Source organism: Nostoc sp. DSM 114161 (assembly GCF_052692665.1).
The window spans coordinates 998,234-1,024,155 of record NZ_CP195141.1 but is presented as its reverse complement, the minus strand read 5'-3'; the positions used below and the strand labels follow the sequence as shown (position 1 = coordinate 1,024,155).

The following is a 25,922-nucleotide window of genomic DNA, read 5'->3' as shown; positions in this document are numbered from 1 at the left end:
GAACCCCACCCCGCCTTTGACTTACGTCAAAGTCTCCCCTCCCCGCGAGTGGGGAGGGGCTGGGGGTGGGGTGTTAGGGGACTTTTGCAAGAGGTCTAATGATGGGATGATTGAGGCTCTGAAGGAAATACAGCAGAGGTAATGGCGTTGCTGATTTCATATATAAATGAAAAAAGGAACCGCAGAGGACGCAGTTTGTAGAGACGTTGCAATGCAACGTCTCTACATCGCAAATCATCCAGCATTGCATAAATGCCGGATTTTTCTACGCTAAACTGTTTCCTGCTGTTGATGTGACAATCTGACGCACTTGGGCATCAGTTAGCCCTTTCTTTGCACTCAACATCAACGCTATTACCCCAGCTACGTGGGGAGTTGCCATAGATGTTCCGTCTTTAAAACCATAGCTGTTGCCTGGTAATGTCGAGTAGATATCGACTCCCGGAGCTGTGACGTAGGGGAGTGTAGTTGCTCCAGCTTCGTTGGAGAAGTAAGCCATCTCTTGATATTTATCAATTGCGCCAACAGCCAGCCCCCAGTTCTTGGCGTAGCGGGCAGGATAAATGGGTTCTGAACCGCTAGAATTGCCTGCTGCCATGACGACAATTACACCTTTGCTAGCAGCATATTGAATGGCTGATTGTATTTCGCTGTTGGGTTCATCGCCACCTAAGCTGAGGTTTATGACATTAGCTCCATTATCCGCGGCGTAACGAATGCCTTTAGCTACCCCGCTATCCTCGCCAGAGCCATTATCACCCAAGACTTTCACCGGCATAATCTTGGCATCATAAGCAATGCCTGTAACACCGACACCATTTTTCACTCCGGCGATGGTGCCAGCAACATGGGTGCCATGACTATTTCCATCTAGGGTGTTGTTGTTATTGCTGTCAAAGTTCCAGCCATAAACGTCATCAATGTAGCCATTGCCATCATCGTCTTTGCCGTTACCAGCAATTTCTTTGGTATTCTTCCAGATGTTATTGCTCAAGTCTGAATGATTGCGATCGACGCCAGTATCTACCACAGCGACGACAACTCCTTTACCTGTGTATCCCTTTGCCCAGACTTCTGGAGCTTTTACGAGGTCGGCTCCCCAATCATTACCGCCAAGGTTAGGAACATCAGCAAAGGTAGTCTGGCCAAGGGCTTTAGCGACTGCTGCTGCTGCATTAATTAAGCCATAACCATCGGTGGTGTCATAACCGATATTTTTGATGATGGTAATAGCTTTGGCAACAATGTTATTGCTTTCATTGCTTTCAGCAATATTGTTACTACCATCAGCTTGATACAGTATGTAGTAGCTACCCCCAGCAATAGTTTTGCTAATCTGAATTGAAAATGTTTCGCTGCTATAACTTCCAGATGCAATGCTGCTGGTGTATTCAGAATTCAATAAGATATCTTCATTGCTAAGAATTCCATCTTTGGATAAATAAAGCTTGGTGTAGCTATAACCAGCATTACCAGCGCCTTGATTCTTCACTTGATAGCTGATTTGAATATTGCCACCCGTTGTCGCAGTAGTAGGATTGACTGCATTTTGGATTATTAAATCGGCTTTTTTAATGGCGATCGCTTTAGCAACAATATTATTAGTTTCATTACTTTCGGCAATATCATTATTACCATCAGCTTGATATAACAGATAATAATTACCTGCTGCAATGCTATCGCTGATGTTGATTGTACTTGTTACGCCACTGTAAGCACCCGCGGCAATTGGGCTAAAGAAGTCATAACCTAAATAAATATCATCATTGCTTAAGGTTGTATTTGTTGAGAGATAAAATTTAGTTTGGTTATAGCCAGCACTACCAGCACCTTGATTTTTTACTTGATAGCTGACTTCAATGTTTTCACCTACTGTACCAACACTAGAATTGATGGCATTTTGGATTATTAAATCGGCTTTTTTAATGGCGATCGCTTTAGCAACAATATTATTACTTTCACTACTTTCGGCAATATCGTTATCACCATCAGCTTGATATAGCAGGTAATAATTCCCGGTAGCGATGCTGTTGCTGATGTTGATTGTACTTGTTACAGCATCGTAAGCACCCGCAGCAATTGGACTTATGAAGTCAGAACCTAAGTAAATATCATCATTGCTCAAGGTTGTATTTGTTGACAGATAAAACTTAGTTTGGTTATAGCCAGCACTACCAGCACCTTGATTTTTTACTTGATAGCTAACTTCAATACTTTCACCCACAGACCCAACAGTGGGATTGATGGCATTTTGGATTATTAAATCGGCTTTTTTAATGGCGATCGCTTTAGCAACAATATTATTACTTTCACTACTTTCGGCAATATCGTTATCACCATCAGCTTGATATAGCAGGTAATAATTACCTGTAGCGATGCTGTTGCTGATATTGATTGTACTTGTTACAGCATCGTAAGCACCCGCAGCAATTGGACTCATGAAGTCAGAACCTAAGTAAATATCATCATTGCTTAAGGTTGTATTTGTTGACAGATAAAACTTTGTTTCGTTATAGCCAGCATTACCAGTACCTTGATTTTTTACTTGATAGCTAACTTCAATACTTTCACCCACCGACCCAACAGTGGAATTGATGGCATTTTGGATTATTAGATCGGCTTTTTTAATGGCGATCGCTTTAGCAACAATATTATTACTTTCATTACTTTCGGCAATATTATTATTACCATCAGCTTGATATACCAGATAATAATTACCTGCGGCGATGCTGTTATTTATATTGATTGTAGTTGTTGAGGCAGTATAAGCACCCGCAGCAATTGAGCTAAAAAAGTAGTCAGAATCTAAGTAAGTATCGTCATTGCTTAAGGTTGTATTTGTTGAGAGGTAAAACTTAGTTTCGTGATAGCTACCACTACTAGTAGTCCCTTGATTTTTTACTTGATAGCTAACTTCAATGCTTCCACCCACTGACCCAACAGTGGGATTGATAGCATTTTGAATTATTAGATCTGGTTGAACAGCAGCGACAACAGCACTTGAGGTTACCAGAGATATTGCCTGTGTAGTATTTTCACTACTCTTAGCTAAGTCTTTATCGGTTTGATCTGTAGTGTTACTACTGCGATCGCTAGCTCTAAAATTAGTTACACTACTGCTAAAGTAATTATTAGAATTATCAAATATATCAGCTACTTTTAAGGATAAATTACTAGTTTCTATACCAATATTTTGATTATTAGAATTACGCTCTTTAGTAAAAGGCATCAGCAGTTTAACTCCATATATTCAAGTAAATTTGCACTATATAACTGCCCAAATTCTTTTTGTTTAAGAACTGGAGCCGGAGAAAAATTTTAGTATAAGACAGATACTACAAATATATTTGACTAGAAAATAACATAATTTAGTTAGTAATATCACAGTTTTGAATATTACAAAATTTATCTTTTACGCTAATTTATAAGCCATAACTTAATATAAATTTGTAATACTACATTTTTTGTTTATATTCAGATCTTCAACCAAATTTAACCTTAGTTGGTCACTTTTAGAGGTTAGGAAATAATCGGGGAGAAGTAGGGGAGAAAATTTATAACAAGCAATACAAAGTCTTTTTATGCCTGGGTTTTACGGTTGGCTAATGTCCTAAACTATGCTTCAACTGCTATATAAAAAATCAAATTTAAAAGGCGAATGGAATTATGCTCCATTCGCCAAAGAGTACCCAAAAGCCACTCTTAAAATGTATATTTTTTATCTACCCACAAGCTTGATGCTAGTTAAATATACTATATATTCGCTTGCTGGCGTTGATATAATGACCAGTACAAACCTTTTTGTTGCAATAACTGTAAGTGAGTACCACGTTCGGCAATCACGCCTTGCTCTAACACCAAAATCAAATCGGCACGTTTGAGGGGAGCAAAGCGGTGAGCAATCAGAAAGACAGTACGGTTAGCGGAAATTTTTTGCAAATTTTGTAGTACTTGTTGTTCGGTTTCACTATCCAAAGCGCTGGTAGCTTCATCCAAAACTAAAATCGGCGCTTGGGAAAGAAATAACCTTGCTAGGGCAATGCGTTGTCTTTGTCCGCCAGATAAAGCTGTGCCACGTTCCCCAACATTGGTTTCGTAACCGTAGGGTAATTGACTGATGAAGTCGTGTGCTACGGCTAGCCTTGCTGCTTCTACCACTTGCTCTGCGCTAATATCAGGATTGCCGAGAGTGATATTTTCCAAAATAGAACCGTTAAATAAAAAGTCTTCTTGGAGAACTACACTAATTTGTTGCCGCAGTGATGCTAAATCGGCACTTTTAATATCAAAACCATCTATCAGGATGCGTCCTGATTCAATTTGATAGAGGCGTTGTAATAATTTTGAAAGGGTACTTTTACCAGAACCGCTACGTCCGACAATGCCAACAAATTGTCCTGGGTCGGCATTGAAAGATATTCCCCGCAGAACTGGTTCAAAGTTAGGTCGATAGCGGAAAAATACTTGGTCGAAGCTGACTTGACCTTTCAGGGGTGGTAAAACTAACCCAGTTCCCGGTTCTGCTTCTGGAGAAACGTTGAGAATATCGCCAATGCGATCTACGGAAAGTAGGACTTGTTGGAGGTTTTGCCACAATTGCACTAAGCGCAAAAGCGGCCCTGTGACTCTACCGGACAACATCTGAAAGGCAACAAGCTGTCCGACTGTGAGCTTTTGCTCGATGACTAATTTGGCTCCAAACCAGAGAATCAACATTGTGGAAAAATTGGTGAGAAAGTCACCAATATTGCTGCTAATGTTGGAGGTGGTGGAGGCTTTAAAACCTGTGCGGATGAAGCGAGCAAATAAGCCTTCCCAGCGATCGCGTGCTACTGGTTCGGCTGCATGAGCTTTCACGGAGTGTATGCCGGTGACTGTTTCGACTAAAAACGATTGACTATCAGCAGAACGGTTAAAAGTTTCGTTGAGCCAGTTACGCAGAATTGGTGTTGCAACTATTGTCAAGGTTGCAAACAGTGGCAATACCGCTAAGGCGACAAAGGTGAGGGGGATATTATAGTAAAACATCAATGCCAGGTACACCACAGCAAAGATGCTATCTAAAATTACAGTTAATGCTGTACCTGTAAGAAACTGCCGAATTTGTTCGAGTTCTTGGACTCGTGCTACTGTGTCTCCCACGCGCCGCGACTCAAAATAAGCCAAAGGCAAACGCATCAAATGGCGAAACAGCTGTGCTGATAAACTTAAATCCAGACGACGAGCTGTGTGGGTAAAGATAAATAAGCGCAGAATGCCGAGTATGGACTCAAATATGGCGACAAACAGCAAAGCGATCGCCATGACATCAAGAGTCGGCAAACTCTCCTGCACCATGACTTTATCAATAACAACTTGGGTAATCAGTGGTGTTGTTAAGCCCAAAAGCTGCAAAGTAAAAGATGCTAGCAATACTTCCCCTAGCAATCCCTTATATTTCCAAACTGCTGGGGTAAACCAACTGAGGTTAAATTTTTCTTGCTGGGATATAAGTTCTACTTGCCAGAGTTGTCCGTCCCAAGATGCTTCAACTACTGACTGAGGCAAACTTTCACAAAGGCGATCGGGATTTAGAGGGTTGGCGATAATCAGGCGATCGCCTCTAACTCCATAGGCTACCACCCAAGAAGGACTCTGAGGTAATTCGGAATTCCACAACAATAAAGCTGGAAATGATATTTGCCGCAAGTCACCCCAACTCAGTTGTAAGCGCCGCAACACTAAGCCCATTTTTTCTGCTGCTTCCACAACATTTTTTGGGCGTTGTCCTCTGAGTTGGCGTTGCACCCATTCCAGTTGCACGGAATTTTCTAGTTGTTGCGCCACCATTGTTAAACATGCAGCAGCGGTGTTCCAACTACCAACAAAAGGATAATTGGGAGCAATCAAATTGGCGGCTGGGAGTCCTTTTTGAGATTGGAGGGGGACAGTTTCCTCGGAAGCTGGGGGTAGTGGAATTGTTGTGGGAGAAAAAGAAAATGTTTCCTTTTCTGGTTCCCTTTCCACTGGTAACGCTTGCCAAAATTCCTGAATTTGTGGGTGAGAAAATTCTGCCCACAGTGCTGTCTCCCAAGACAGTACTATTACTTCTTTACTAGCAGCTACAGCTTTAAAATCCGCAGATAGCTTTTGTAAATCGCCAAACCAATCTCCTGCTTCAAGGGCGGCTATGGGTTTACCAACTCGTTCTTGAGATAGCCCGTTGGATGGGTTTCTCCCATCTCGCAAACGCACTTTACCAGCCACAATAAAGAATTGGTAACCGCCGATATCGCTTGACCAGATTTTATCTCCTAGACGATACTGACGGGCTTGGGATTCCTCTTGCAATCGGGATTGCTGTTCGGGAGTCAACCAACACAGCGGTGGTTGATTCCAAGGTAAAGAAGCCAGCACTTCTAATCGTAGAGATTCATTATCCAGAATTTTTAACTCACTTGTAATTTGACTGTCAGTTTTTGAATTTTCTCTGCTAGCCATTTCTCAAACAATTCATTTTGTAGTGCTTGCTTTAGTTGAGTATCTTCTAAAGAGGCTGGCAGAAATTGTTCTACTCGAAACAAACCATAAGGCCCTTCTCCTTGCAAAGAGGTTCCGCCAACCAGTTCTATTGGGCCTACCACTTGCCCAGGACTTGCTACATCAATAGCTGCCCGTAGTGTGTCAGGCAGACTTCCTCGGCTAATGAGTCCCATCATGCCATTCACAATTCGATCGTCTGCAAGTGAATACTCTCTAGCTAATTGCTCAAAGCTGCCTCCTTCTTCAATTTGGATTTGTAGTTCGTCTGCCAGTTCGCGATTATCAACAACAATCCGAGAAAGTACCACCCGATCTAAAACAATTTTGCGTTCAATAAAATATTCTGGAAGTTTTGGTTCGCTGACTACAGCTTTGAGTTTTTCTAGTTTGTAGCCAAAAGTAACCGATGCATGAAATGTTGTGTAATCTGTGTTATTCCTCTTTAACCATTCTTGAAAACTTTGAGGGTCAGTTAATTGATTGTTGAGTCGAAAATCAATAATCGCTTGCTCAGTTATAGCTGTGCCAATCTCGATATCGTCTCTGGTTCTGATTTCTCGATCGATTACGTACTGGCGGAGAATATCCCCTATGTACTGTCCCAATTTTCCAGAGACTTGCAGGTATTTTACTGCTTCCTCAATAGAAATAGTTTGGTCATCGACTATCAAAAATGGTAAAGATTCCATGAACTAATTATGTAAAAATGGTTAAACACTCATAGGGCTTTTAAATTAAATCATATAGAAATCATCTTGTCATTGATGGATTATTATGATAAAGATTTTATAAACTAATTACATGGAAATGGTCAAAAAAATATATTGTTAATTCAACAATAGACGCTCTGAGGCTCAGATGTGGGAAATTAAGCGGGAATTCTGGTGTGTACCTACGCTTTCTTGATAATATAATCTTTCATGATTAGTTATACGCTCTTGGGAAGGCAGAACAGGATTGAAAATATTAGCGATCGCCTCCAAGCCAGTCAAAGCAAATTCTCTAAAAAACGCTGTATAAATTTCGGCAAAAAATTAGCTATATCGGTAAAATCAACGAAAACATTTTCTGGGCTATTTCTTTGAAGCTGCCAATGCCCTATGCCCCATACCCTATGCCCCACACCCAGGCAAATATTACAGCTGCGATCGCACCAATTAATGTATTAAAAATATTGACTACTTCATTGGTCAGCCAGGTATATTTTGATTGCAGTGTTGCTCCAATCACACTTTCTAAGTTAGTAGCGATAAATGCTGCCAGCACACACCAAGCTACGCCCAATATATCAATTAAACCAACTCCCCAGCTAACAAGGGCGATCGCTACAGAACCCACAATACCGGCTAAAGTTCCTTCTAAGCTTACCGCTCCTTCTGTACCGCGAGGCACTGGTTGAAGAGTGGTAATTAGGAAGGTGCTTTTACCGTATGCTTTACCAACTTCGCTGGCAGTGGTGTCAGCAAGCTTAGTACTGAAACTAGCTACATAACCTAATAATAATAGGGACTGGAGATTGGGAATTGGGGATTGGGGATTAGGTACAAGAACTCCCGAATTGAGTAGCCCTACTCCTAAGGCGCACAAGGCACCAGTTAAAGCGGAACCCCAGACGTTTTCCGGGCCTCTTGCACCAGAACGCTTTTCGGCAATTCCTTCGGCCTCCTTCTGGGCCATGCCAATGCGGGTAACGCCAGAACCAACTAAAAAATAGAACATTACCACTGCGTAACCTTGCCAGCCTAATGTTCCCCAAATTAGTATGGCTAGTAACCAGGCGTGGAATAATCCAGCTGGGGTCAGCAGCTTTTTAGGAGCGATCGCAGCTAAACCCAATAAAATTGTGTTTAATCCTACTCCCACCAGCCAGGGATTTAGATCGTTAATTGACGGTAACATCAGTAATTAGTCAAGAGTAATTTTATCTGAATATCAACAGAATAACCAATTTGCGGCGCTTAGTCCTTAATTTATGATATTTTTACAGACTCAGTAATATCTTTGTATTATTAAATGTCTAGCATCGGTATCGCTCTGAAAGCTCGATATACAACAAATGCAGACAATGTTCTAGATATACAATGCAATTTTGGCTAAAAAACATGGATTAAACAAAATGCAAAACTTTGCTTTGTTAAGATTCGCTCTTTATCTTGTGGGATAGGCATCTGTCCGTTTAAACAATTAAAAAGCCGATACTACAAGAAAAATATTGAAATTATACTCAGTGCGCCATTTCGATAGTACTGCTATAAAGTATATCGATTAATGTCAATTAAAACTGTGTTGTAATTGACCCAATTAAAACTTTACAGCATAAATTCTAGATAGCATCAACTATTACTTTTTTCCATAGAATCTATGAACCAAACTATATTCCATCTTGCTTTTCCGGTGACTGACATTGCCAAGACAAAAACATATTATGTAGATGGCTTGGGCTGTATTCCCGGTCGTGAAAACCGCCACGCTCTAATTCTTAATCTCCACGGTCATCAGTTAGTAGCTCATGTTACCAAAGAAATTTTGACACCACAACAAACAATTTATCCCAGACACTTTGGATTAATTTTTACCCAGGAAAGTGACTGGGAGGGCTTACTAGAAAGGGCACAAAAGCAGCAGTTAATTTTTCGTGAAGAAAGTAAAAATCGCTTCGTCGGTTCTCCTCTTGAGCATCGTACTTTCTTTTTAGAAGATCCTTTTTATAACCTCATGGAATTTAAGTATTATCACTATCCGGAGGCAATTTTTGAAAGTGCAGAACACACGCAAATTGGCGATAGAACTTAATAAGTCTGAATTTAGTTAATAGGCTGTGCCAATATTTCTGATACTGCTGCTAAAGTATTTAAGTTTGTCAACATCCAGGAGTGTAAACCAACTCGCACAATCATTTCTTTTCCCACCAGCATTTGCGAACTTTTTGCTGGTACAATCATCAAATCGTAAGGTGTCCAGATAGATGTAAAGTGTAGCTGCTTTAACATATCAATATCAGAATTCAAATCCTGGAGAAAAAGGCTGTTGGGACGCATTTGTATGCAGCCAGGACGCTGGGAAGCATAAGCAAGCACAGTTCCATTATGCGGAGAAGAAATTGTAATGAACCGCTGTACGCGCTTAATTCCTCCCAACCGTTGGACATAGTAACGGCTGACAATTCCTCCCATGCTAAAGCCTACTAAATCTATTGGTTGTTCGGGTGCAAAGTTAGCCGTAACATAATCGACTATCTGATTTGCCAATTTATCAAGACCCAAATCACCATTATTAGGCACTAAATTCAAGGCATGTACAGACCAACCTTGTTGTATTAGGTACGCCCTCATTTTCCGAAAAACTATCTCTGTATCGCCAATCCCGTGTATTAATAAAACCGGATTGCGCTGCTGATTTATAATACTCATCGACTAAATCTAGCTGAATTATAAGGTTAAGTTTCACTCAATTTTAGATTTGAGATTTTAGATTGACTTTTATTTGAAATGGTAGCCTGCGCGAACAGATTTTGAATTTTCAATTCCATTTTCCAAAATTCAAAATCAAAAAATATAGACCCATACTGTTATACAAGCTGGAGTTGCTAGTTTTCGGATTCTCAAAAAGATACTTAGCAAACGTTAAGATGCTCGATCGCTAAACTTATGTAATAAATTTAACTCAGTGAAAAAGCGGTCGGCTGGCTGATGATTTAACAAAGAAATGTTAATTTTTATGAAGCTAGCTTTCAGAATCTTGCTCTTAGTTACAGTAAAATTTAATAATTAGTTCTCGGTGTATATAGCTGGTAAGTGCTTGCAACAAAGCATTTATAGTGTAGTTTTACTACAATGTTAATTAAACACAGACCTATAGAGGTTGTCACCAGAATAGGGTGACGCAAAGCAGAAAATGTAACATATTGTCGTGATTTTTAACAATTGCGGTCAAATTTCAAATATAAAAGACAGGAGTAAATTGTAATGGGTTTTATCAAAAACTTGGTTTCAGGAATTCTTGGTTTTCTAAGCGGTATTCTGGGTTTCGTTACTGGCTTATTACCGGGAAAGAAAAAAAGCAACGGCTACTTCTTAGAATTGGATGAGGCCAAGGATACTGCTAAAGAAGCAGCTAAAGAGGCAGCATCAACAGCGAAGAAAGCAGTGGAGACAGTTGCTTCAACTGCGAAAAAAGTAACGGAAACAATTACATCAGATGCACCAGCCGCATCCGAACCAGCTTCATTGAACGGAGCTAAAGCCGACACAACTAAAGCTAAGGCAAAATCGATTAAATCAACTAAAGAAGCAAAATCAGCGGATAAAAATCCGAAACCCGCTGATGTTGAGCTAGTCCAGACAGCTGAGGGTCTAAAAGTTCAACCTGGCAACAAAGAAAAAGCTGCGGCAGCTAAAGTCGTTAAAGAGCAGCCAACTGAAACCACCTTTGCGCCTAAGTATCTAGCTCCTTCGGCTAATGGCTCTAATGGTCGTCGCCGTCCAGGGGCAAACATGAATTCTTACCTAGAACTAGCACGTCAGGTTAAAACCCCTGCTAATAATAAGTAGAGACGTTGTATTTTACGTCTCTACAAATTTGTTAAACGTGAATACGCAAGGTTAAGACAACTTTAGCAGTTGTAGATGTGGGAACTATCCAAAGCAAGAGCGATCGCTTAATATTCTCCACTACAGCTGCATCTTTTTGGGTTGATGCTTGTTCATCCAACATTATCCCCCCTACCCGACCATTTTTAACGGTGAACTCAAAGACGATTTCACCACTAAAGCCTGGGGGTAAATTTATTAGTTCTAAGTGTTGAGTTAAGTTGGCAATTGCCGCTTCATCCAAGCCAGTGGCGCTGACGACTTCTAACTGGTGAAAGATGGGAGCTGCTACTTTTGGAGATGGCGGCGCTAATTCTTCTCGCTTTGTCCACCGCCCCCTTTGTTTGAGAAAATCTGGAACATCAGCTGGGGCTGGCGCTGCTGCCATTGAGAATGCTATTTGACGCGCAACAGCACCAGCAGGAGGACTGCCAAATACTGCTTCGTAACTAACTGCTTCCGGCATTTCCACTGGCATCTGCATAGACACATATTCGCTTCCTGGCTCAACTCGCACGTCATCGCTAACAGCAACAAAAGCCGTGTATTGAGAAAGCAATTGATAAGTTAAAGCTGTTTGTGTAACTGCTTCTACACTAGCTTTGGTTTCAAAACTCACCATTTGATTCATCAAGTCTTTAATACAAGCACGTCCCCATAACTGCGCTACAGCTGGATTTCCTGTTTCCTCAAATGTGAGGTGAAACGTTTTTTCATAGTGCTTACCGCCCGCAGCGATGCCGGAAATTTGCAGATTACCGCTGGCTTTATCTTGTTTGCGACCAAACAAAACTAATGGTTGTTCGCTGAATAAATCAGGCGCTATCTTCGGGTAAATTACAGGTGATTCTGTGTCACCTTGCCAAGAAATTTGAATATTCGTAAGTACGGGATTGTTGATTTGTTTGTAGAACTTTTCGGCAACTTCTTTTGTAGGTTCATCATGACGAATAATTCTAGATATTCCCTGGCCAATTTCGGCAATGCGATTCAATAAAAAACGGTTAACTGAACTACCAGCACCGAAACTATAAAGGCGATTTGCTGGTTGGAGGTGCTTTTGTACCTCTGCCAAGATTTCATTTTCATTGCCAATGTAGCCATCGGTTAGGAGTACAACAGAGCGCAATCTTCCAGTTGGTGTGGGGAAATTGATGGCTTTACGAATGCCACTGAGCATTTCTGTGCCGCCAGAAGCTCGTAAATTGTTAATATAAGCGATCGCTTTGGCACGATTTTCTGCTGTATTCGGTAGAGGTTTCTTTGATAACTCCCTGACTCTATCGGAAAAATCGAGAATTGTAAAAGTATCATTGGGGTTCAACCCATTAATAAATTGCCGCATCATTTCTTGGCACTTTTTTAACGGATCGCCTGATTGCGAACCAGAAGTATCTACCAAAAACACGACATCTTTGGGGACAATTTCATCAGTAGAGTATTCTAAAGCTGGAATTAAATATATGGCAAAATGTCCGCCGCGATCGCCAGCTTGGGTTAATACTGTGGATTGAGTTTCTTGGTCGGAAACTTGATAGCGGAGAATTAAATCTTTGTTGGGAATTGTATCTTCTCCAGCTAATTTAATCCGGACTATTTGGCCTGAATGTTCAATTTTTAATTGATGGGAAGGAGAACGCACTTGAGAAATTGGTAAACCTGCATCAATTTCGACTGTGACATTAATATCGTGACGAGAACGCATTCCTTCTGGAAGTACAGGCGGTGTAATGCGAGAAGCATCAGGAACTCTATCTGTATCGCCGCTATTATCTATCGGTGTTCCGGGAATATATCTCGGCCCCACTACCATCGGGAAAACAAATTCGTAGTTTCCGGCTTCAAATTTTAAACTTTCAGTGTAACGAATTGTGACATCAATTTGTTCGCCAGGTTTGATGTTAGCTAGAGATTGGGTAAAGATGTTGTCTCGTTCTTGTTCTAGAAGTCCTGCGGTGCGTCCTTCTTGTTTTGCTTTCTCATAGACTTGTTGCGCTTGTTCACGTTTTTTAATATTACCTTTGATAGTGCGATCGCCGATTTTGATTTCCATATCATCCACCGCCGCCTCATCAGGTAACGGAAAGATATACACTGCTTCTAAAGGCTGCGCGAACGGATTTTCAAAGCTTTGAATCACCTCAACTCGTGACAAATTACCTGCAACTTTGGCTAATACTTCTGTATGCTTGAGGGGAAAAACTAGCTTTTCTCCTTGAGGGGATTGGACATATAAACCCCCTAGCTGTTCGTTTTTAGCAGTTACTTTATTCATAGGTTTGATAATTTCTGTTGTATTGAACGTAAATCTAGACTAACCAAAGCAACAAGCAACTGTAACCTAACCACTCTTAGGAGTTTTGTTAGGATATGGGGGAGAAGTTGATAAATCCAACAATGACACCAATTCCCCAACTCTTTGCACAAGCTGAAAATGACTGGAATTTAGCAAGCTTGTGTCAAGATATCACCTCTGCCAAACAGCAAATTTCTGGTAAACCCAAACAACTTACACCATTGGAAATAAATTGCTTGAGGGGATTGCTTTGCGGCTATAGCCCTAGTGAAATAGCTGCTGCAATGAATCGGGAAGTTAGGGGTTTACGAGTTGATTTATCTAGAGGATTGTATCGCTATATCGAATTACTAACTAATCGACCGTCTAATACTTTAAAAGACTGGAGAGAAGTTGCTGACTGGTTAGCGAAAGCTAACTATAAAATCAGTTTTTCTCATCATAATTCGCAAAATAATGATTCGGCACTTAAAATTGTTGATGTTTCTCTTGAAGGATCTGTTAATTCCTGTGTAATTGATTTGAAAGTTCGTAATATTGGCGATCGCGTTGCTTTTTTGAAAAATGCTAAGTTTTTATTTCATGATGTCTGGATGCTTAAAAGTTGGGTTTTACCTAAACTTGAAATAAATAAGCAGCAAGCTTATGCACCAGCACCTGCTATGGCGATGCAGCGGAGTAGAACTGTTCCACCTAGCTGTGATTACCAAGTTTTTTTACCAGCAAATTTAAATTTTGATATTGCTTTACCATTGAGTTTTTCTAGAGAAAATTATTTAAACACGCAACAAAAAATTGTTTATACTGAAAACTTTAAAATTTCCCAGTGCGTGAGTTGTAATGATGTAGATAGATTTACGTTTACTTTATTTTTACCAGAAAATGAGCAACAAGTTTCTAGGAATGAATATTCACCATATTTGGTACGTACATCATATATTTATAACTTTAAAATAGAACTTATCTATGATGAAGATAATAAAAGTATTGAATCTTCTGATTTAATTATTCTGCTAGAACCAAAATATTCTGAAAATCTAGAGACACGAGAATTTTGGACAGAATCTGATTCTAAACTTTCCACCGAAATGAAAAAATGGAGTCAGCAGAATCTAGAGTTACTAACGGCAATAGCCAAAATAAAAAGTGTTATGAGTTCATCATTAAATTCTTTAATAAAAATAGCAGTGCGTTAGCCTACGGCATAACGCTCCAAATGTCTTTAAGTAGAAGGACTAAATTAAACCTAACTTGACATTGCCGGGTTTCGACTTCGCTCAACCCTCTTTGAGTCAAGCTATCGAGCATTGAGCGTACCCTTCGGGATCTTGCTACGCGTAGCGTCTCCCCTTGGGAGAAGTCGAAATGCGTCTTATAAATAATTGTGTCCACCTACTTAATTTTGAATTTTGAATTTTGAATTTTGAATTGTTAATGTGGGATGGGTGTCCTCACCCGTCCGGGCGGGCTTTCCGGCTCACCCCACAAGAGTTTACTAATGCACTGTTTTAAACTTGCGACGCCAGTACTTACCATCCCCCCTTTTCCCGACTTCTGCAAGAAGTTTAATTTTTAGGGTGAAGGCCGAGACGTTCTATTAACATGGGTAAATCTTTAGCAGAGACTTGGCGGTGATTGGTTTCTACAGCGTCAACCCAAGAGATGCTTTTTCCCATCGTTGAGGCAAAAAACGCCCTCGACCAGCCTTTAGCTTTTCTAACTTTGCGAATAATCTCACCTGATGGCGATCGCAGTTGAGGCTGATTTTTGGTTTGGCGGTTAATTCTGTTTTGGGTTTGCGGGTAGTTTAACCGTTGTTGTGCTTCTGACGGCAAATTGAACCGCCAGCGTGACATTAAAAGTTCTTGCCAAAATCCAGTGGGACGTTTACCTTGCTTGTTCTCCAACCAATCTGGCCCAATTTCAAGTTCTATTTGCCATCCAGCTTTTTTAACAACATTCATATCAGTTTCAAAGTCGTCAGCTAAACAGCGACGCAGTTGGCGATCGCTTGCTGCTGCTGTAACTCGTTTTTCTCCATAGGCAATTTCTAACAGCGTTTTGCCAATCAAGCGGTTTTGTAATCCGGGTACAATTTGAAAAGTTAGCCAAATCAGGATTCTGGCAGCACCGACGTTATGCTTACCAATACTAAAAAGCGTTTGTACGGTTTTCTTGGTGATGATGCCTGTATGGTAATAATATTCTGATTTGTTCAAAAAGTATCTTGCCCACTCGCCGGGTTTGACGGTAACAGTTAAACCAATCAATTTGCAATGGCTATTCTCTGCTTCAGCAAATTTGTGTTCCACAGAAACATTCCAAATTTGCCAATCTGTTGTTGTAAACGCTGGAACTTTATCTGTATTGAACCAAGTAATTTCTGCTAACACTTGAGCGGGTTGTCTTACCAAACTATCTAGAATCTCTAATTTTTGTGATTTGCTCAAATCACGGCGCTTTGATAAACCTGTATATTCAACCAACTGTTTATCGTCAATTACAAAAGCTTGATTACAAGGTTCGTGAAGCTCAATTGCTTTAGCACAGTAAATTAAATGAATAGCACCCGCTCTTGGGTCGAACTCCTCAATGGTGGTAAGAGCAGCATCTATTGTTAATGCTTGCTTTTGTGGAGAAAAACTTTCATCGCTGATATAATACTCAATTTTGCCACTACGTCCTTTATTAACAGGTTTTTCGTAACTCAAAATCGAATCAGACCTAATTTTCCAGGATAAATCTGATTTTTGTGACAAAACTTCTGCCACACCTCGCAGTACCAACGTCAATGCTGCTAATGTTGTCCAGCCATCAGGAAATAAAGAACCTGCTTTGAACCTTGGTTTATCGGTTGGAGATTTCTGCTCTTTAAGTAGTAGTTTCAGCAGGAAAATCGCAAAGCGATCGGACTGGATACTCTCAATCTGACGAAAATTATTCCAAGTGACGAGATGTGTTTCAACCTGCTGTTGAACCTCAGAAATTTGAGTTTTAACTTGATTTTTTGTTTCAAAAAGCTGTGTTTTAACCTGCTTTTTTACGTCAACTAAACTGACTTGACTTTTTTGTTCTAAGTTAACTAAGGAATCTGCGATCGCTTCTCTTGTTCGTTTTACTGTAACCTTTATCCGATTCCGTAATGCGTCAGATAAGCGTTCCATATTGATTGTTATTTCGATCTATTGAAAGTAATTTCTGATATTTGCTAGGTGCAGATTTTTGACACGCAAACTTTATTCTAGATAATTTTTGTACAGAGCGTAGAGGAAAGTTTTCAATTTTAACTTAAAAGATGATGGTGTAATAAGTTAATGCTTAATTATGAAACTCATAAATACGCAAAATTCAAGAAACTGTAGACACAACTAGCAATCAATTCCAGGAAACTGTAAAACAAACAACTGCGATCGCCGATGAAAAGTTGCGACTGACAGCACGCAACACTGCCACCAAATTAATGAATGTAATTATCAATCCAGAAGAACAAAAAGCATTGGTGATTGATAGAGTAGTTGATTGCAACGTAATTTCTCCGAATGGAACATTGCTAATTGCTCAAGGACAGCCAATTACATTGGAGATTGCCAAACGAGCCGAGCATCAGGGAATACTTAACCAACTGTTCCAAGCAACAAAAGGCAGCTTAACAGCCGAGTTGAGTAACTCAACCAGCAATATTGTTGCTAGTTATTTAGTAGAACAAGCTTTAGGACGACGAGTGCATCAGTTAGTTCGGACTAATGATGGATTAGTCGTAGCTGCACCAGGACAAATTGTTACCCAACAAGTAATTGAGCGCAGCCGCAGTTACAAGCAAGAACGGGCGCTACTCAATGCCGTTGGCTTAACCTTCATTGATGCAGTTGGTTCTAGTGCCAATCGCACACTTTCCGATACAAGCGAATTGGTGGTTGATAGTGTTGCTCGCGTACAAGAAAATGTAACTAGCTTCGTGACAATCTTGCAAAAAAGGTTTGAACAGGTACGCCAACAGGCAATTCAAACATTAGAAGAACACCGCATCAAAGATGCTTTAGGACGTACCGTGAATCGAATCATTTTAAACAAGGATGATAGCGTGATTTTAAGTCCGGGCGATATCATTACCCATCGTGCCATCGAACTTGCCCGGAAAGCTGATGTGCTAGATATCCTATTAAGCTCGGTGTACAAAAAGGAAGAACAACCTGCGATCGCTTTATTAAATCCATCAGCAAAAACTAAAGTCAAAGAGCGAGAGCTTATAGTGTCATCGAGTTAATTAGACCTCTTGCAATCAATTGCTTTTTGCACTTTTGTGGGAAAAGGGACTCATGTTAAAGGGGAAAGGGAAAATACCAAACCTTTCCCCCTTTACCCTTCCCCTTTTCCTGACTTCTGCAAGAAGTCTATTAAAAAGATGGTTTTTAGCAACTTTCGTTGGGACATTGCCACGAATTTAGAACCAATATTTGGGATACGTTCTCTCGTGTGCCAAATTATTGAATACCACTGCACAGAGTACCAAAATTATCGAACCTTCTAAGGCAGGAGTTAAAAGAAATTGCCAGGATGGTTTCGTCATCATCACAACTAATGCAACTGCTCCTGAAGGAGGGTGTAAAGTTGCAGTAAGCTGCATCATACCAATGGCTGTAGCTACAGCCATTCCCATTGCCCAAGGTTCTGAACCGAAAAGATGCAGAATAGTTAGGCTAACTAATGCCGCCACAAGATTCCCACCAATTACATTCCGGGGTTGAGCTAAAGGACTCTCAGGTACACCAAAGATTAATACGCTAGTAGCACCAAAGGGAGCCATCAACAAAGGAGAATTAGTTTTTACAGAAAGGTAAGCCGTTACTGCTATTCCAATAAAACTACCGCACCAACTCCAAAAGATATGTCTGTGGTGGGGTCTATCTAAACAAAATGAACGCCTAGTTCCACGTATTTTAAAGCAGTACTTTTTCCATTTCTCCTGAACATTTTGATAATTTAACCTCGCTAGATAGCTTGAATAAATCCGCCCTTTGGGTAAATAACCTTTCATAATTTTCCAGAGCAACTACAACCAACAGTCCTCAACACAAAAAAATTCCTTGTATTTACTGCCTTAGCTAATCTTTGTCAACAAATTAGCTAAAAAAGTACGTAAATTATGTCAATAGACAGAATTTTAAATTACAATTATCAGCTAAAATTTTCATCTGGCAAACAGAATCTTTAAGCCATAAATCAGTATTTTTGTGAGTAAAAAATTCCAATTCATTGATTTAAAAACTTTGATTACTACAAAATATCATGATTCCATGACATTTAATTTCCAAAATATCCTTTGAACCTGACAAAGGAAACACAAAATTTATACAAATAAGTTATTATACTTATAAGATTTATTTATACTGATACCTGGCTTTGGGATTTAGCTTGTGTATTTCAGTTTGCTTGAAATGTGGTGTAATTAATCTACTTATTTAACAAACACTAATCCACTATATAAATGAAAAGCGGAGTCCCAATTAGTCTGTTCTCTACGAAATAGGTGAATGTGAGATTCAATTCGAGCTAACATTTCTGTCTGATCTAATGCTGTATCTGCAAAGGGTGTGAAATCTGACCAAGTTTTGACTTGAGGTAGTTGCTGCTCAATCCAATTTGATAAACTATTCCAATTAATTCTGATTGTATTTTGGCTAGCTTGAGGAGTGATTTCTAAACCTTGGTGAAATTCATAGCCGTTATCATAAAGTCGCAAAATAGAACGTCTACCAGGTAGGTGTAGATCGCAAAACTGAGCATAGTCTTGTGTTTGAGTTTTCCGTTCTAGTTTCCCGCGAGCATCAACATCTACAACTTGTTCAAAAATCGGCAAAAGTCCTACTACTCTTGCTGTAACTTCTGACCAATCAAAAGTTAAAGAACCGAGCTGATTTGTTTGATTCGAGCAAACAACAGTAGCTTTTAATTGAGATTCTGAAAAATATTTGACTTGAAAAACTTGAATTTGTTGAATGGCGGTTATTGTTGTCCAAAAACAGGGAATACCAGCTTGCTGTAGCTGTTCGCCATAAAATTTTAGTTCTCCCACTTGTCCAGTGCGGTAAAATTTCCAGCCGCGACTCGGTAGCATTAACCGTGCGCTGTAAGGATCTATTTGCATAATCTGGGCAAATTTTCGAGATGCTTCTGCTTTTAGTTCGTTATTAAGAGGTTCTAAGATTAGTACGCCAAGTTCGGTGTTACTAGCTTCGGATGTTGCTTTTGCAATGGCCCGTTGTCTTTGTTCTTGCTCAATTTCTTGCAGTCGCCGCAAACCTTGTCGTGCTAGCGTCACTATTCTAGTATTCCTCGTATCTCGCAGCAGCTGTCGATAAATTCTTTCTGCATCTTCGTACTTTCCAGATACTTCATGTAGCCTAGCGAGATAAAATTGCACCCAAGGATTTTCTGGCGATTCTTTTTGCAGCTGTTTGAGTAATTTAGCAGCTGTTTGATAGTCTTTATTGTCAAAGGCGATCGCAACTTGCTCAATCATGTTTCAATCCACACTAGAGAAACATCTCACGTCTGCGCGTGATCTATAACTCATTTATACTTCACAAGCTGCGGTAATCAAGGATAATGCTACTACTGGCGCTGTCACTGCTCTGAGGATGCGGCGACCAAGGGAAACAGGTTGAAATCCAACTGCGATCGCATTTTCAACCTCTTGTTTTGTCCATCCGCCTTCTGGGCCGGTAGCAATGACAATTGTTTCTTGTCCCTTGTCATTTGTTATTTGCCCTCTCTTACAAAGTTCAGATGGTCGGAAACCTCCGCTCTGACTTTGCGCTTTGTCATTTGTCATTTGTCCTTTGTGGTGTAAGCAATCTTTTAAATGAGGAAAGTCACCACGAGCCACACAGATATATTGCTGGCTATTTGCCAATGACAAATGACTAATACTTCGGCTTACCTCGACTTCGCTCGGCACAAGTCGCTCAGTACAAGTGACTGATGACAAACCCGTGCTAAAAGTGACAGGTTCCAATATTGTCGGCACGAACGAACGTTCTGATTGCTCGGCGGCTTCCGCTGCGATGCGCCGCCAGCGTTCGAGTTTTTGGGGACTGGGATGAAGCAAAGTGCGATCGCTCAACACTGGTGCAATACAAGTTACTCCCAATTCCGTACAGCACCGCACGATTTCATCGAATCCATTACCTTTGGGTAATGCCACCATCAGTGTAATTGATACAGGTAATTCATTCTCTACTGATATTGATTCTAAAACTTGTGCTTGTTCCCCTGCTAGCTGTGCCAACCACGATTTTCCTTTACCGTCCATTGCAATAAAGCGATCGCCTTCACGCAAACGCAACACCCGCCCTAAGTAATGTTGCTGTTCTTTGGTGAGTAAAATTTGCTGTTGCTGGAGTTGAGAGGGGGCGATCGCAATTCTTTGCAGTTGAGACATTTTTCTGAATAAATTACTCTGCTGTAGACATTTGCTGTCTAACCCAGCTACGGAAAGCACGAGTGGCCGCTATTTGTCCTATTTTCTTGCTTTCTTGGATAAATCGAGGAATTTCTGTCACCAGCACAGGCGCAAAAGTTGGACTGCTTTCACTCTGGAAATATTGCCCATTGTCAAGTGTGTAAATTCTCAACACAGTTCCGTTATACTGCCAGAATTCTGGGACTCCCATTGAAGCATAAATAATTAACTTGTTTATTTTGGCTCTTGAATATTCTACTTCTAATACCAAGTCTGGTGGTGGGTCTATATTTAGATCGATATTTTCTTTGTTGCGGACTAAGACTTCATTTTGGATATAGTAACTACTGTCCGGCTCGGCTCCTTGCTCCAAATCATCCCGCGTCAGAGTCAAAGAGCCAGTGCTTTTAACTTCTAAACCAAATTCTTCACACAACACAAGAACAAAACCCTCAATTAGACGGTTTGAATTCTCGTGTGGCATCAGCGGGGTCATAATTTCTACTATTCCGTTGTCATAAGCTAGCCTTGTATTTCTCCCACATCCCATATCTGCCAGCATCGCTTTGAATGTCTGCCAGCTAATGTTTTGCAGCACATTCCTAGTTTCTGCGAATTTTGCTGTGCTTACCATAGTTCAGTTTTCCTGTGGATGTGTTGCCTAACTATAAATTAGGACTTATGCGAGGAGACACAGATAAATCTATCTGTGTCTCTTTTTAATTTCATTATCTTCAATTTTCCAGCTTACGAAAGACTCTGGAAGTAAACCTCTAAAGCTTCAGTTACCAACTGAGTCATTGGCTTACCTTGGCTTTCGGATACTTCCTTCAACTTGCCGTAGATATCAGCTTTCAGATTTACCCGATGGCGTGATTTGTTCGCACCATTGAATGTGCCCGGTTCGTAGGTGGCGCTAAATTCGCGGATGGCATCAAAACCAACGCGATCGCAAAAATCACCAAAACTTTCTTTCGATTTCTTTGATTTCTTAAAGTAGACAAAAATTGGCTCTAGGACGCTTTCCAAGTCGTTATGGTGCAACTTATCGACGTAAGGTTGTGCCAGTCGTGTCTGATTTGCCGAACCCCCTAACCACAATTGGTAACTTTCTGGGGCGCTACCAACAAAGCCCAATTCTGCCATGTAAGGACGAGCGCAGCCGTTAGGACAGCCTGTCATTCTTACCATAAAATGTTCTTTTTGTAAACCTACTTTATTTAATAAAGCGCGAACTCGTTCCAAAATTCCTGGTATTGCGCGTTCTGACTCGGTAATTGCCAAGCCGCAGGTAGGCAAAGCAGGACAAGCCATTGAATAGCGTTCTAAAGGTTCGATTTTACTGGGGTCAGAAACGATACCGTGACGGCTGAGAATTTCGTCGATGGTTTCTTTGTTACCTGGTTCGATATCGTAAAAAATCAAATTTTGGTGGGGTGTCAGGCGGATGGGCAAGTTAAACTGCTCGACAATTTCCCGTAAAGCGGTTTTTAGTTGAAACGAACCTTCATCTTTAATGCGACCATTGTCAATGGAAATTCCTAAGAATAGCTTGCCATCGCCTTGTTCGTTCCAACCGAGGAAGTCGTGATATTTCCACTCTGGTAGTGATTTGAAGGGTGTAAGTGGTTTGCCAAAGTATTCTTCAACTTGGGTGCGGAATTTTTCTACACCCCAATCGTTGATTAGATATTTTAATCTGGCGTGACGGCGGTCAGTGCGATCGCCGTAATCTCTTTGGGTGGCTACAATCGCTTTTACTATGTCGTAAACGTCTTGTTTGGCTACATAACAAATTGGATCTGCTAACCTAGCGAAAGTTTCTTCTTTGTTGTGCGTTCTACCTAAGCCACCGCCAGCAAAGATATTGAATCCTTCTAATTCTCCCTTCTTATTGGTAATTACCACCAAAGTCAGGTCTTGAGAATATAAATCAACCGAATTATCCCCCGGTACAGTCACGCAAACTTTGAACTTACGGGGCATGTAGTGAGTGCCATAAATCGGTTCTTGATTGTCATGAATAATTGTGCCATTGCCATTGCGCGATCGCGCTGCCGTCACCTCTGGATTTTCAGCGCTAATTGCCTTTTCGCCATCTAACCAAATTTCGTAATAAGCGCCTGTTTGTGGGGTAAGCAAATCAGCAACATTCTGGGCATATTCCCAAGCATACTGGTACTCTGGGCGATTTTTAAACGGCGCTGGAGGAGCCATCACGTTGCGGTTAACGTCGCCGCAAGCCGCCAAAGTCGAACCCAGATTATTGACAATGGTAGCAATTGCTGTTCTAAGATTCTTCTTTAAAATTCCGTGCAGTTGGAAACCTTGACGGGTGGTGGCTCGTAATGTTTGGTTACCATACTCATCAGCCAGTTTATCTAAAGCTAGATACAGCTGCGGCGGCACCAAACCACCGGGATTTTTCGTCCGCAGCATAAACTGGTAATCTTTCTCCTGTCCCTTAGTGCGGTTGTCGCGGTTATCCTGTTGATAAGAGCCGTGAAACTTCAACAGTTGCACAGCATTTTCACTAAAATGAGTAGTATCTTCAAGAATCTCAGTTGCTACAGGTTCGCGCAAAAAATTGCTATTTTCTTTAATTACTTCTACTTTAGAAGGCTTACGGCTAGCGACGGGGGAAGGAGCAGAGTTAACCATTAGACTTGTATAGTATTCTCAATAAAGCATTCGTGGACGCCGAATTCCAAGATATTTAGTATCTTTTCGGCTAAATTATCCCCGGTAATCCGGCCGGAATAATGAGGAATAGTTTTATTTTAACACGGCAAAAGTCGGCTTTCTCAGTGATGTAACACTTAACAAAACCTGCTCTTGAGAGTGCAAAGTGCTGAGTAAAGTATAGAGCGATCGAATACTCTTTAGTTCAGCTTAATGATTAAAATCGTTCGATTCAACGAAAAGAGAGTTTTTTCTCGATAATTATAACGGTTTTGAGTTACCTGAAGTAAGCCCAGTAAGTAGGGTAGCACAGCTGTGCTACCCCAGTCTCAAAATTTATCCTGCTTGAGTTGACAGCGATCGAGTTTTTTCACTCAGCCAGAAATTGCAGCTAAGGTTTGCTTAAATCTGAACTTTGGTGGCTGAGGAATGTTTTGCTGAGCTTTTATTTAAAGCTATAGCCAATACCAGCATTGATGCTAACAGCAGGAGTATCGCTATTTTGATAAGCATTAATTCCTACTTTAGTATTAGTATAAACGAGGAAATTTTTAGCAACTTCCGATTCAACACCAGCACCTAATACTACTGCATCTTTGTTACCTATAGGAGTTGCAGAACCATCTTTTTCTACAAAAGAATAACCACCAGTTAAATAGGCATTAGTTCTATTTGCAATTGGCACATCTACAGAAACTTCTGGAATAATGGCGCTAGTTTGATCGCTCCAAAGAACATTTCCACGTGCAGAAAATGGGGTATTTCCTAATTTCAGGCGACCTGTGACATTACCACCAAATGTCGCATCATCGTTAGTTCCTTGTCCGCCGCTAGTAACGCCAGCTGCAATACCAGCACCAACATAACTAGCATCTGTACCCTTTTTGGTTTGGGCAGAAGCTTGGTCAGGTGATAGAAGAACAGGCGCAATTACTAAAGAAGATAATGCAGAAATTGTCAGGATAGACTTGAGTAAGCTTTTCATAATTGTGACCAAATTTTGTATTTTTTACTGTTATATTCCCAGTCGAAAGCTCAGTAAAAATGTTCCAGATAATTCTGGAATTTTCTTAAGTAGCTGTTGCGATCGCTCCACTAGATTCAAGAATAATTAGATGAATAATTTTGAACAAAATGTTATAATTACACTTAACTTTTCAACGATTCCCAATTTTGTATCTAAAAAGCAGACGCTTTTAAAAGTGGCATAGTTAGGGGAACTAAAAATTAGCTGCAATCTAGTTGGACAACAGCCAGTCAACTAATTTTTTCTCTTGCATTTCACATAGGGTGAAAAAGTAGCCTGTAGCATCTATGGCAACAAGCGAGAGAGTAAATCTATAAAGTTAATTTTTAGCAATTATTGGAGATTGAATAATGCTAACCGCTGCAAAAACGTTGTCTGGTTTGATGGGTTTATGTGTCGGTGATGCATTGGGTGTGCCAGTGGAGTTTACTAGCCGTGCAGAACGAATCAAATCTCCAGTGACAACTATGTTGGGTTATGGCACATGGAATCAACCGCCGGGAACTTGGTCAGATGACAGTTCTTTGAGCTTTTGCTTGGCAGAAAGTCTTTGTAGGGGGTATTCCCTAGAAGCCATAGCTAATTCCTTCTGGCGCTGGTACAAGGAAGCTTACTGGACTCCTCGTGGCGATGTCTTTGATATCGGTCAAACGACTCATACAGCACTGATGCGTTTGAAACAGGGAGTTGTACCCCATCAGGCGGGTGGCAAAGTTGAAAATAGTAATGGCAATGGTTCGTTAATGAGAATCTTGCCGATGGCTTATTGTCATAGAAACTTAAGTTTAGGCGAATTAATAGCGCGGGTGCATGATGTTTCAGCGATTACCCATGCCCATGCGCGATCGCAAATGGCCTGCGGCATTTATATTAGTATTGCAGTTTGCTTGTTAGAAGGCGCTGACCCCCAAACGGCTTATCTCCAAGGATTACAAGATATCCAACCAATTTATGCTATGCGGGAATTTTTGTTAGAAAAGCCGCATTTTGGCAGAGTTTTCAGCGGTGAGATTGCCAAATTACCAGTAGAAGAGATTAATTCTGGCGGCTACGTGATTGATACCTTAGAGTCATCCCTGTGGTGTTTGTTAAATAGCTCATCTTATTCCGAAGCGGTACTCAAAGCTGTTAACTTAGGCGGAGATACAGATACAACCGCCGCCGTCACCGGAGGGTTAGCGGGAATTTACTACGGGGTGGAAAACATTCCCCGACAATGGATAAACCAAATTGCCCGCAAGCAAGACATTATCTACTTGGCAGAACGTTTTTCAAGGGCTGTTTACGCTTAAAGTTAAGAGTGAGGAGTTAGGAGTTAGGAATTAAGGGTTAAGAGTTAGGAGT

Annotated in this window: 18 protein-coding genes; 5 read left to right on the top strand and 13 right to left on the bottom strand. The window is 40.7% G+C overall.

What is annotated here, in order from left to right:
• Window positions 1-265 precede the first annotated feature (265 nt).
• From NSTC745_RS04490 to NSTC745_RS04475, 4 genes are all read right to left on the bottom strand, one after another.
• Window positions 266-3,229, bottom strand: coding sequence for a CARDB domain-containing protein (locus tag NSTC745_RS04490; protein ID WP_445636077.1), 2,964 nt, complete (start codon window positions 3,227-3,229; stop codon window positions 266-268).
• Window positions 3,230-3,753: 524 nt separating this feature from the next.
• Window positions 3,754-6,480, bottom strand: a complete 2,727-nt coding sequence (locus NSTC745_RS04485; protein WP_445636076.1) for a type I secretion system permease/ATPase — start codon at window positions 6,478-6,480, stop codon at window positions 3,754-3,756.
• A complete protein-coding gene (locus NSTC745_RS04480) occupies window positions 6,429-7,211 on the bottom strand; it encodes a peptidylprolyl isomerase (protein ID WP_096536127.1) in 783 nt (260 codons plus the stop codon). Before NSTC745_RS04480 ends, NSTC745_RS04485 begins: the two co-directional genes overlap by 52 nt.
• 409 nt (window positions 7,212-7,620) lie before the next feature.
• Window positions 7,621-8,421, bottom strand: a complete 801-nt coding sequence (locus NSTC745_RS04475; protein WP_445636075.1) for a TIGR00297 family protein — start codon at window positions 8,419-8,421, stop codon at window positions 7,621-7,623.
• 462 nt (window positions 8,422-8,883) lie between these two features.
• Between NSTC745_RS04475 and NSTC745_RS04470 the strand changes: the two genes are divergently transcribed.
• Entirely contained in the window at window positions 8,884-9,315 is a 432-nt protein-coding gene (locus tag NSTC745_RS04470) for a VOC family protein (RefSeq protein ID WP_445636074.1), read from the top strand.
• An 11-nt stretch (window positions 9,316-9,326) separates the two neighbouring features.
• Here NSTC745_RS04470 and NSTC745_RS04465 read toward each other — a convergent pair whose 3' ends face one another.
• Window positions 9,327-9,932 carry an esterase/lipase family protein gene (locus NSTC745_RS04465; RefSeq protein ID WP_445636073.1) on the bottom strand — a complete coding sequence of 202 codons (606 nt, stop codon included), beginning with the start codon at window positions 9,930-9,932 and terminating at the stop codon, window positions 9,327-9,329.
• 555 nt (window positions 9,933-10,487) lie between these two features.
• On the opposite strand from NSTC745_RS04465, the gene NSTC745_RS04460 reads away from it, so the two are divergent.
• Window positions 10,488-11,072, top strand: coding sequence for a hypothetical protein (locus NSTC745_RS04460; RefSeq protein ID WP_445636072.1), 585 nt, complete (start codon window positions 10,488-10,490; stop codon window positions 11,070-11,072).
• 31 nt (window positions 11,073-11,103) lie between these two features.
• Here the strand turns inward: NSTC745_RS04460 and NSTC745_RS04455 are convergent, their stop codons facing one another.
• Window positions 11,104-13,386, bottom strand: coding sequence for a VIT domain-containing protein (locus NSTC745_RS04455; RefSeq protein WP_445636071.1), 2,283 nt, complete (start codon window positions 13,384-13,386; stop codon window positions 11,104-11,106).
• A 179-nt stretch (window positions 13,387-13,565) separates the two neighbouring features.
• On the opposite strand from NSTC745_RS04455, the gene NSTC745_RS04450 reads away from it, so the two are divergent.
• Window positions 13,566-14,603: a hypothetical protein gene (locus NSTC745_RS04450; protein ID WP_445636070.1), complete on the top strand. Its 1,038-nt coding sequence runs from the start codon at window positions 13,566-13,568 to the stop codon at window positions 14,601-14,603.
• Between the two features lie 369 nt (window positions 14,604-14,972).
• Here the strand turns inward: NSTC745_RS04450 and NSTC745_RS04445 are convergent, their stop codons facing one another.
• Entirely contained in the window at window positions 14,973-16,571 is a 1,599-nt protein-coding gene (locus tag NSTC745_RS04445) for a helix-turn-helix domain-containing protein (protein ID WP_445636069.1), read from the bottom strand.
• A 260-nt stretch (window positions 16,572-16,831) separates the two neighbouring features.
• On the opposite strand from NSTC745_RS04445, the gene NSTC745_RS04440 reads away from it, so the two are divergent.
• A complete protein-coding gene (locus NSTC745_RS04440; protein ID WP_445636068.1) occupies window positions 16,832-17,671 on the top strand; it encodes a hypothetical protein in 840 nt (279 codons plus the stop codon).
• Between the two features lie 177 nt (window positions 17,672-17,848).
• On the opposite strand, the gene NSTC745_RS04435 is transcribed toward NSTC745_RS04440, so the two are convergent.
• From NSTC745_RS04435 to NSTC745_RS04410, 6 genes are all read right to left on the bottom strand, one after another.
• Window positions 17,849-18,442: an HPP family protein gene (locus NSTC745_RS04435; protein WP_445636067.1), complete on the bottom strand. Its 594-nt coding sequence runs from the start codon at window positions 18,440-18,442 to the stop codon at window positions 17,849-17,851.
• Between the two features lie 420 nt (window positions 18,443-18,862).
• Window positions 18,863-19,927, bottom strand: a complete 1,065-nt coding sequence (locus NSTC745_RS04430; RefSeq protein WP_445636066.1) for a tetratricopeptide repeat protein — start codon at window positions 19,925-19,927, stop codon at window positions 18,863-18,865.
• 54 nt (window positions 19,928-19,981) lie between these two features.
• Window positions 19,982-20,848 (bottom strand): 16S rRNA (uracil(1498)-N(3))-methyltransferase, encoded by an 867-nt coding sequence (locus NSTC745_RS04425; protein WP_445636065.1) that lies wholly within the window; start codon window positions 20,846-20,848, stop codon window positions 19,982-19,984.
• Window positions 20,849-20,861: 13 nt separating this feature from the next.
• A complete protein-coding gene (locus NSTC745_RS04420; protein WP_445636064.1) occupies window positions 20,862-21,503 on the bottom strand; it encodes a Uma2 family endonuclease in 642 nt (213 codons plus the stop codon).
• 113 nt (window positions 21,504-21,616) lie between these two features.
• On the bottom strand, window positions 21,617-23,530 hold the full coding sequence (gene sir, locus NSTC745_RS04415; RefSeq protein WP_445636063.1) for a sulfite reductase, ferredoxin dependent: 1,914 nt from the start codon (window positions 23,528-23,530) through the stop codon (window positions 21,617-21,619).
• 466 nt (window positions 23,531-23,996) lie between these two features.
• Window positions 23,997-24,536 (bottom strand): hypothetical protein, encoded by a 540-nt coding sequence (locus NSTC745_RS04410; RefSeq protein WP_445636062.1) that lies wholly within the window; start codon window positions 24,534-24,536, stop codon window positions 23,997-23,999.
• 392 nt (window positions 24,537-24,928) lie between these two features.
• Here NSTC745_RS04410 and NSTC745_RS04405 point away from each other — a divergent pair, with 392 nt between their 5' ends.
• The gene (locus NSTC745_RS04405) at window positions 24,929-25,870 is read left to right on the top strand and encodes an ADP-ribosylglycohydrolase family protein (RefSeq protein WP_445636061.1); all 942 of its coding nucleotides are present in this window, start codon (window positions 24,929-24,931) and stop codon (window positions 25,868-25,870) included.
• The last annotated feature ends 52 nt before the right edge of the window (window positions 25,871-25,922 follow it).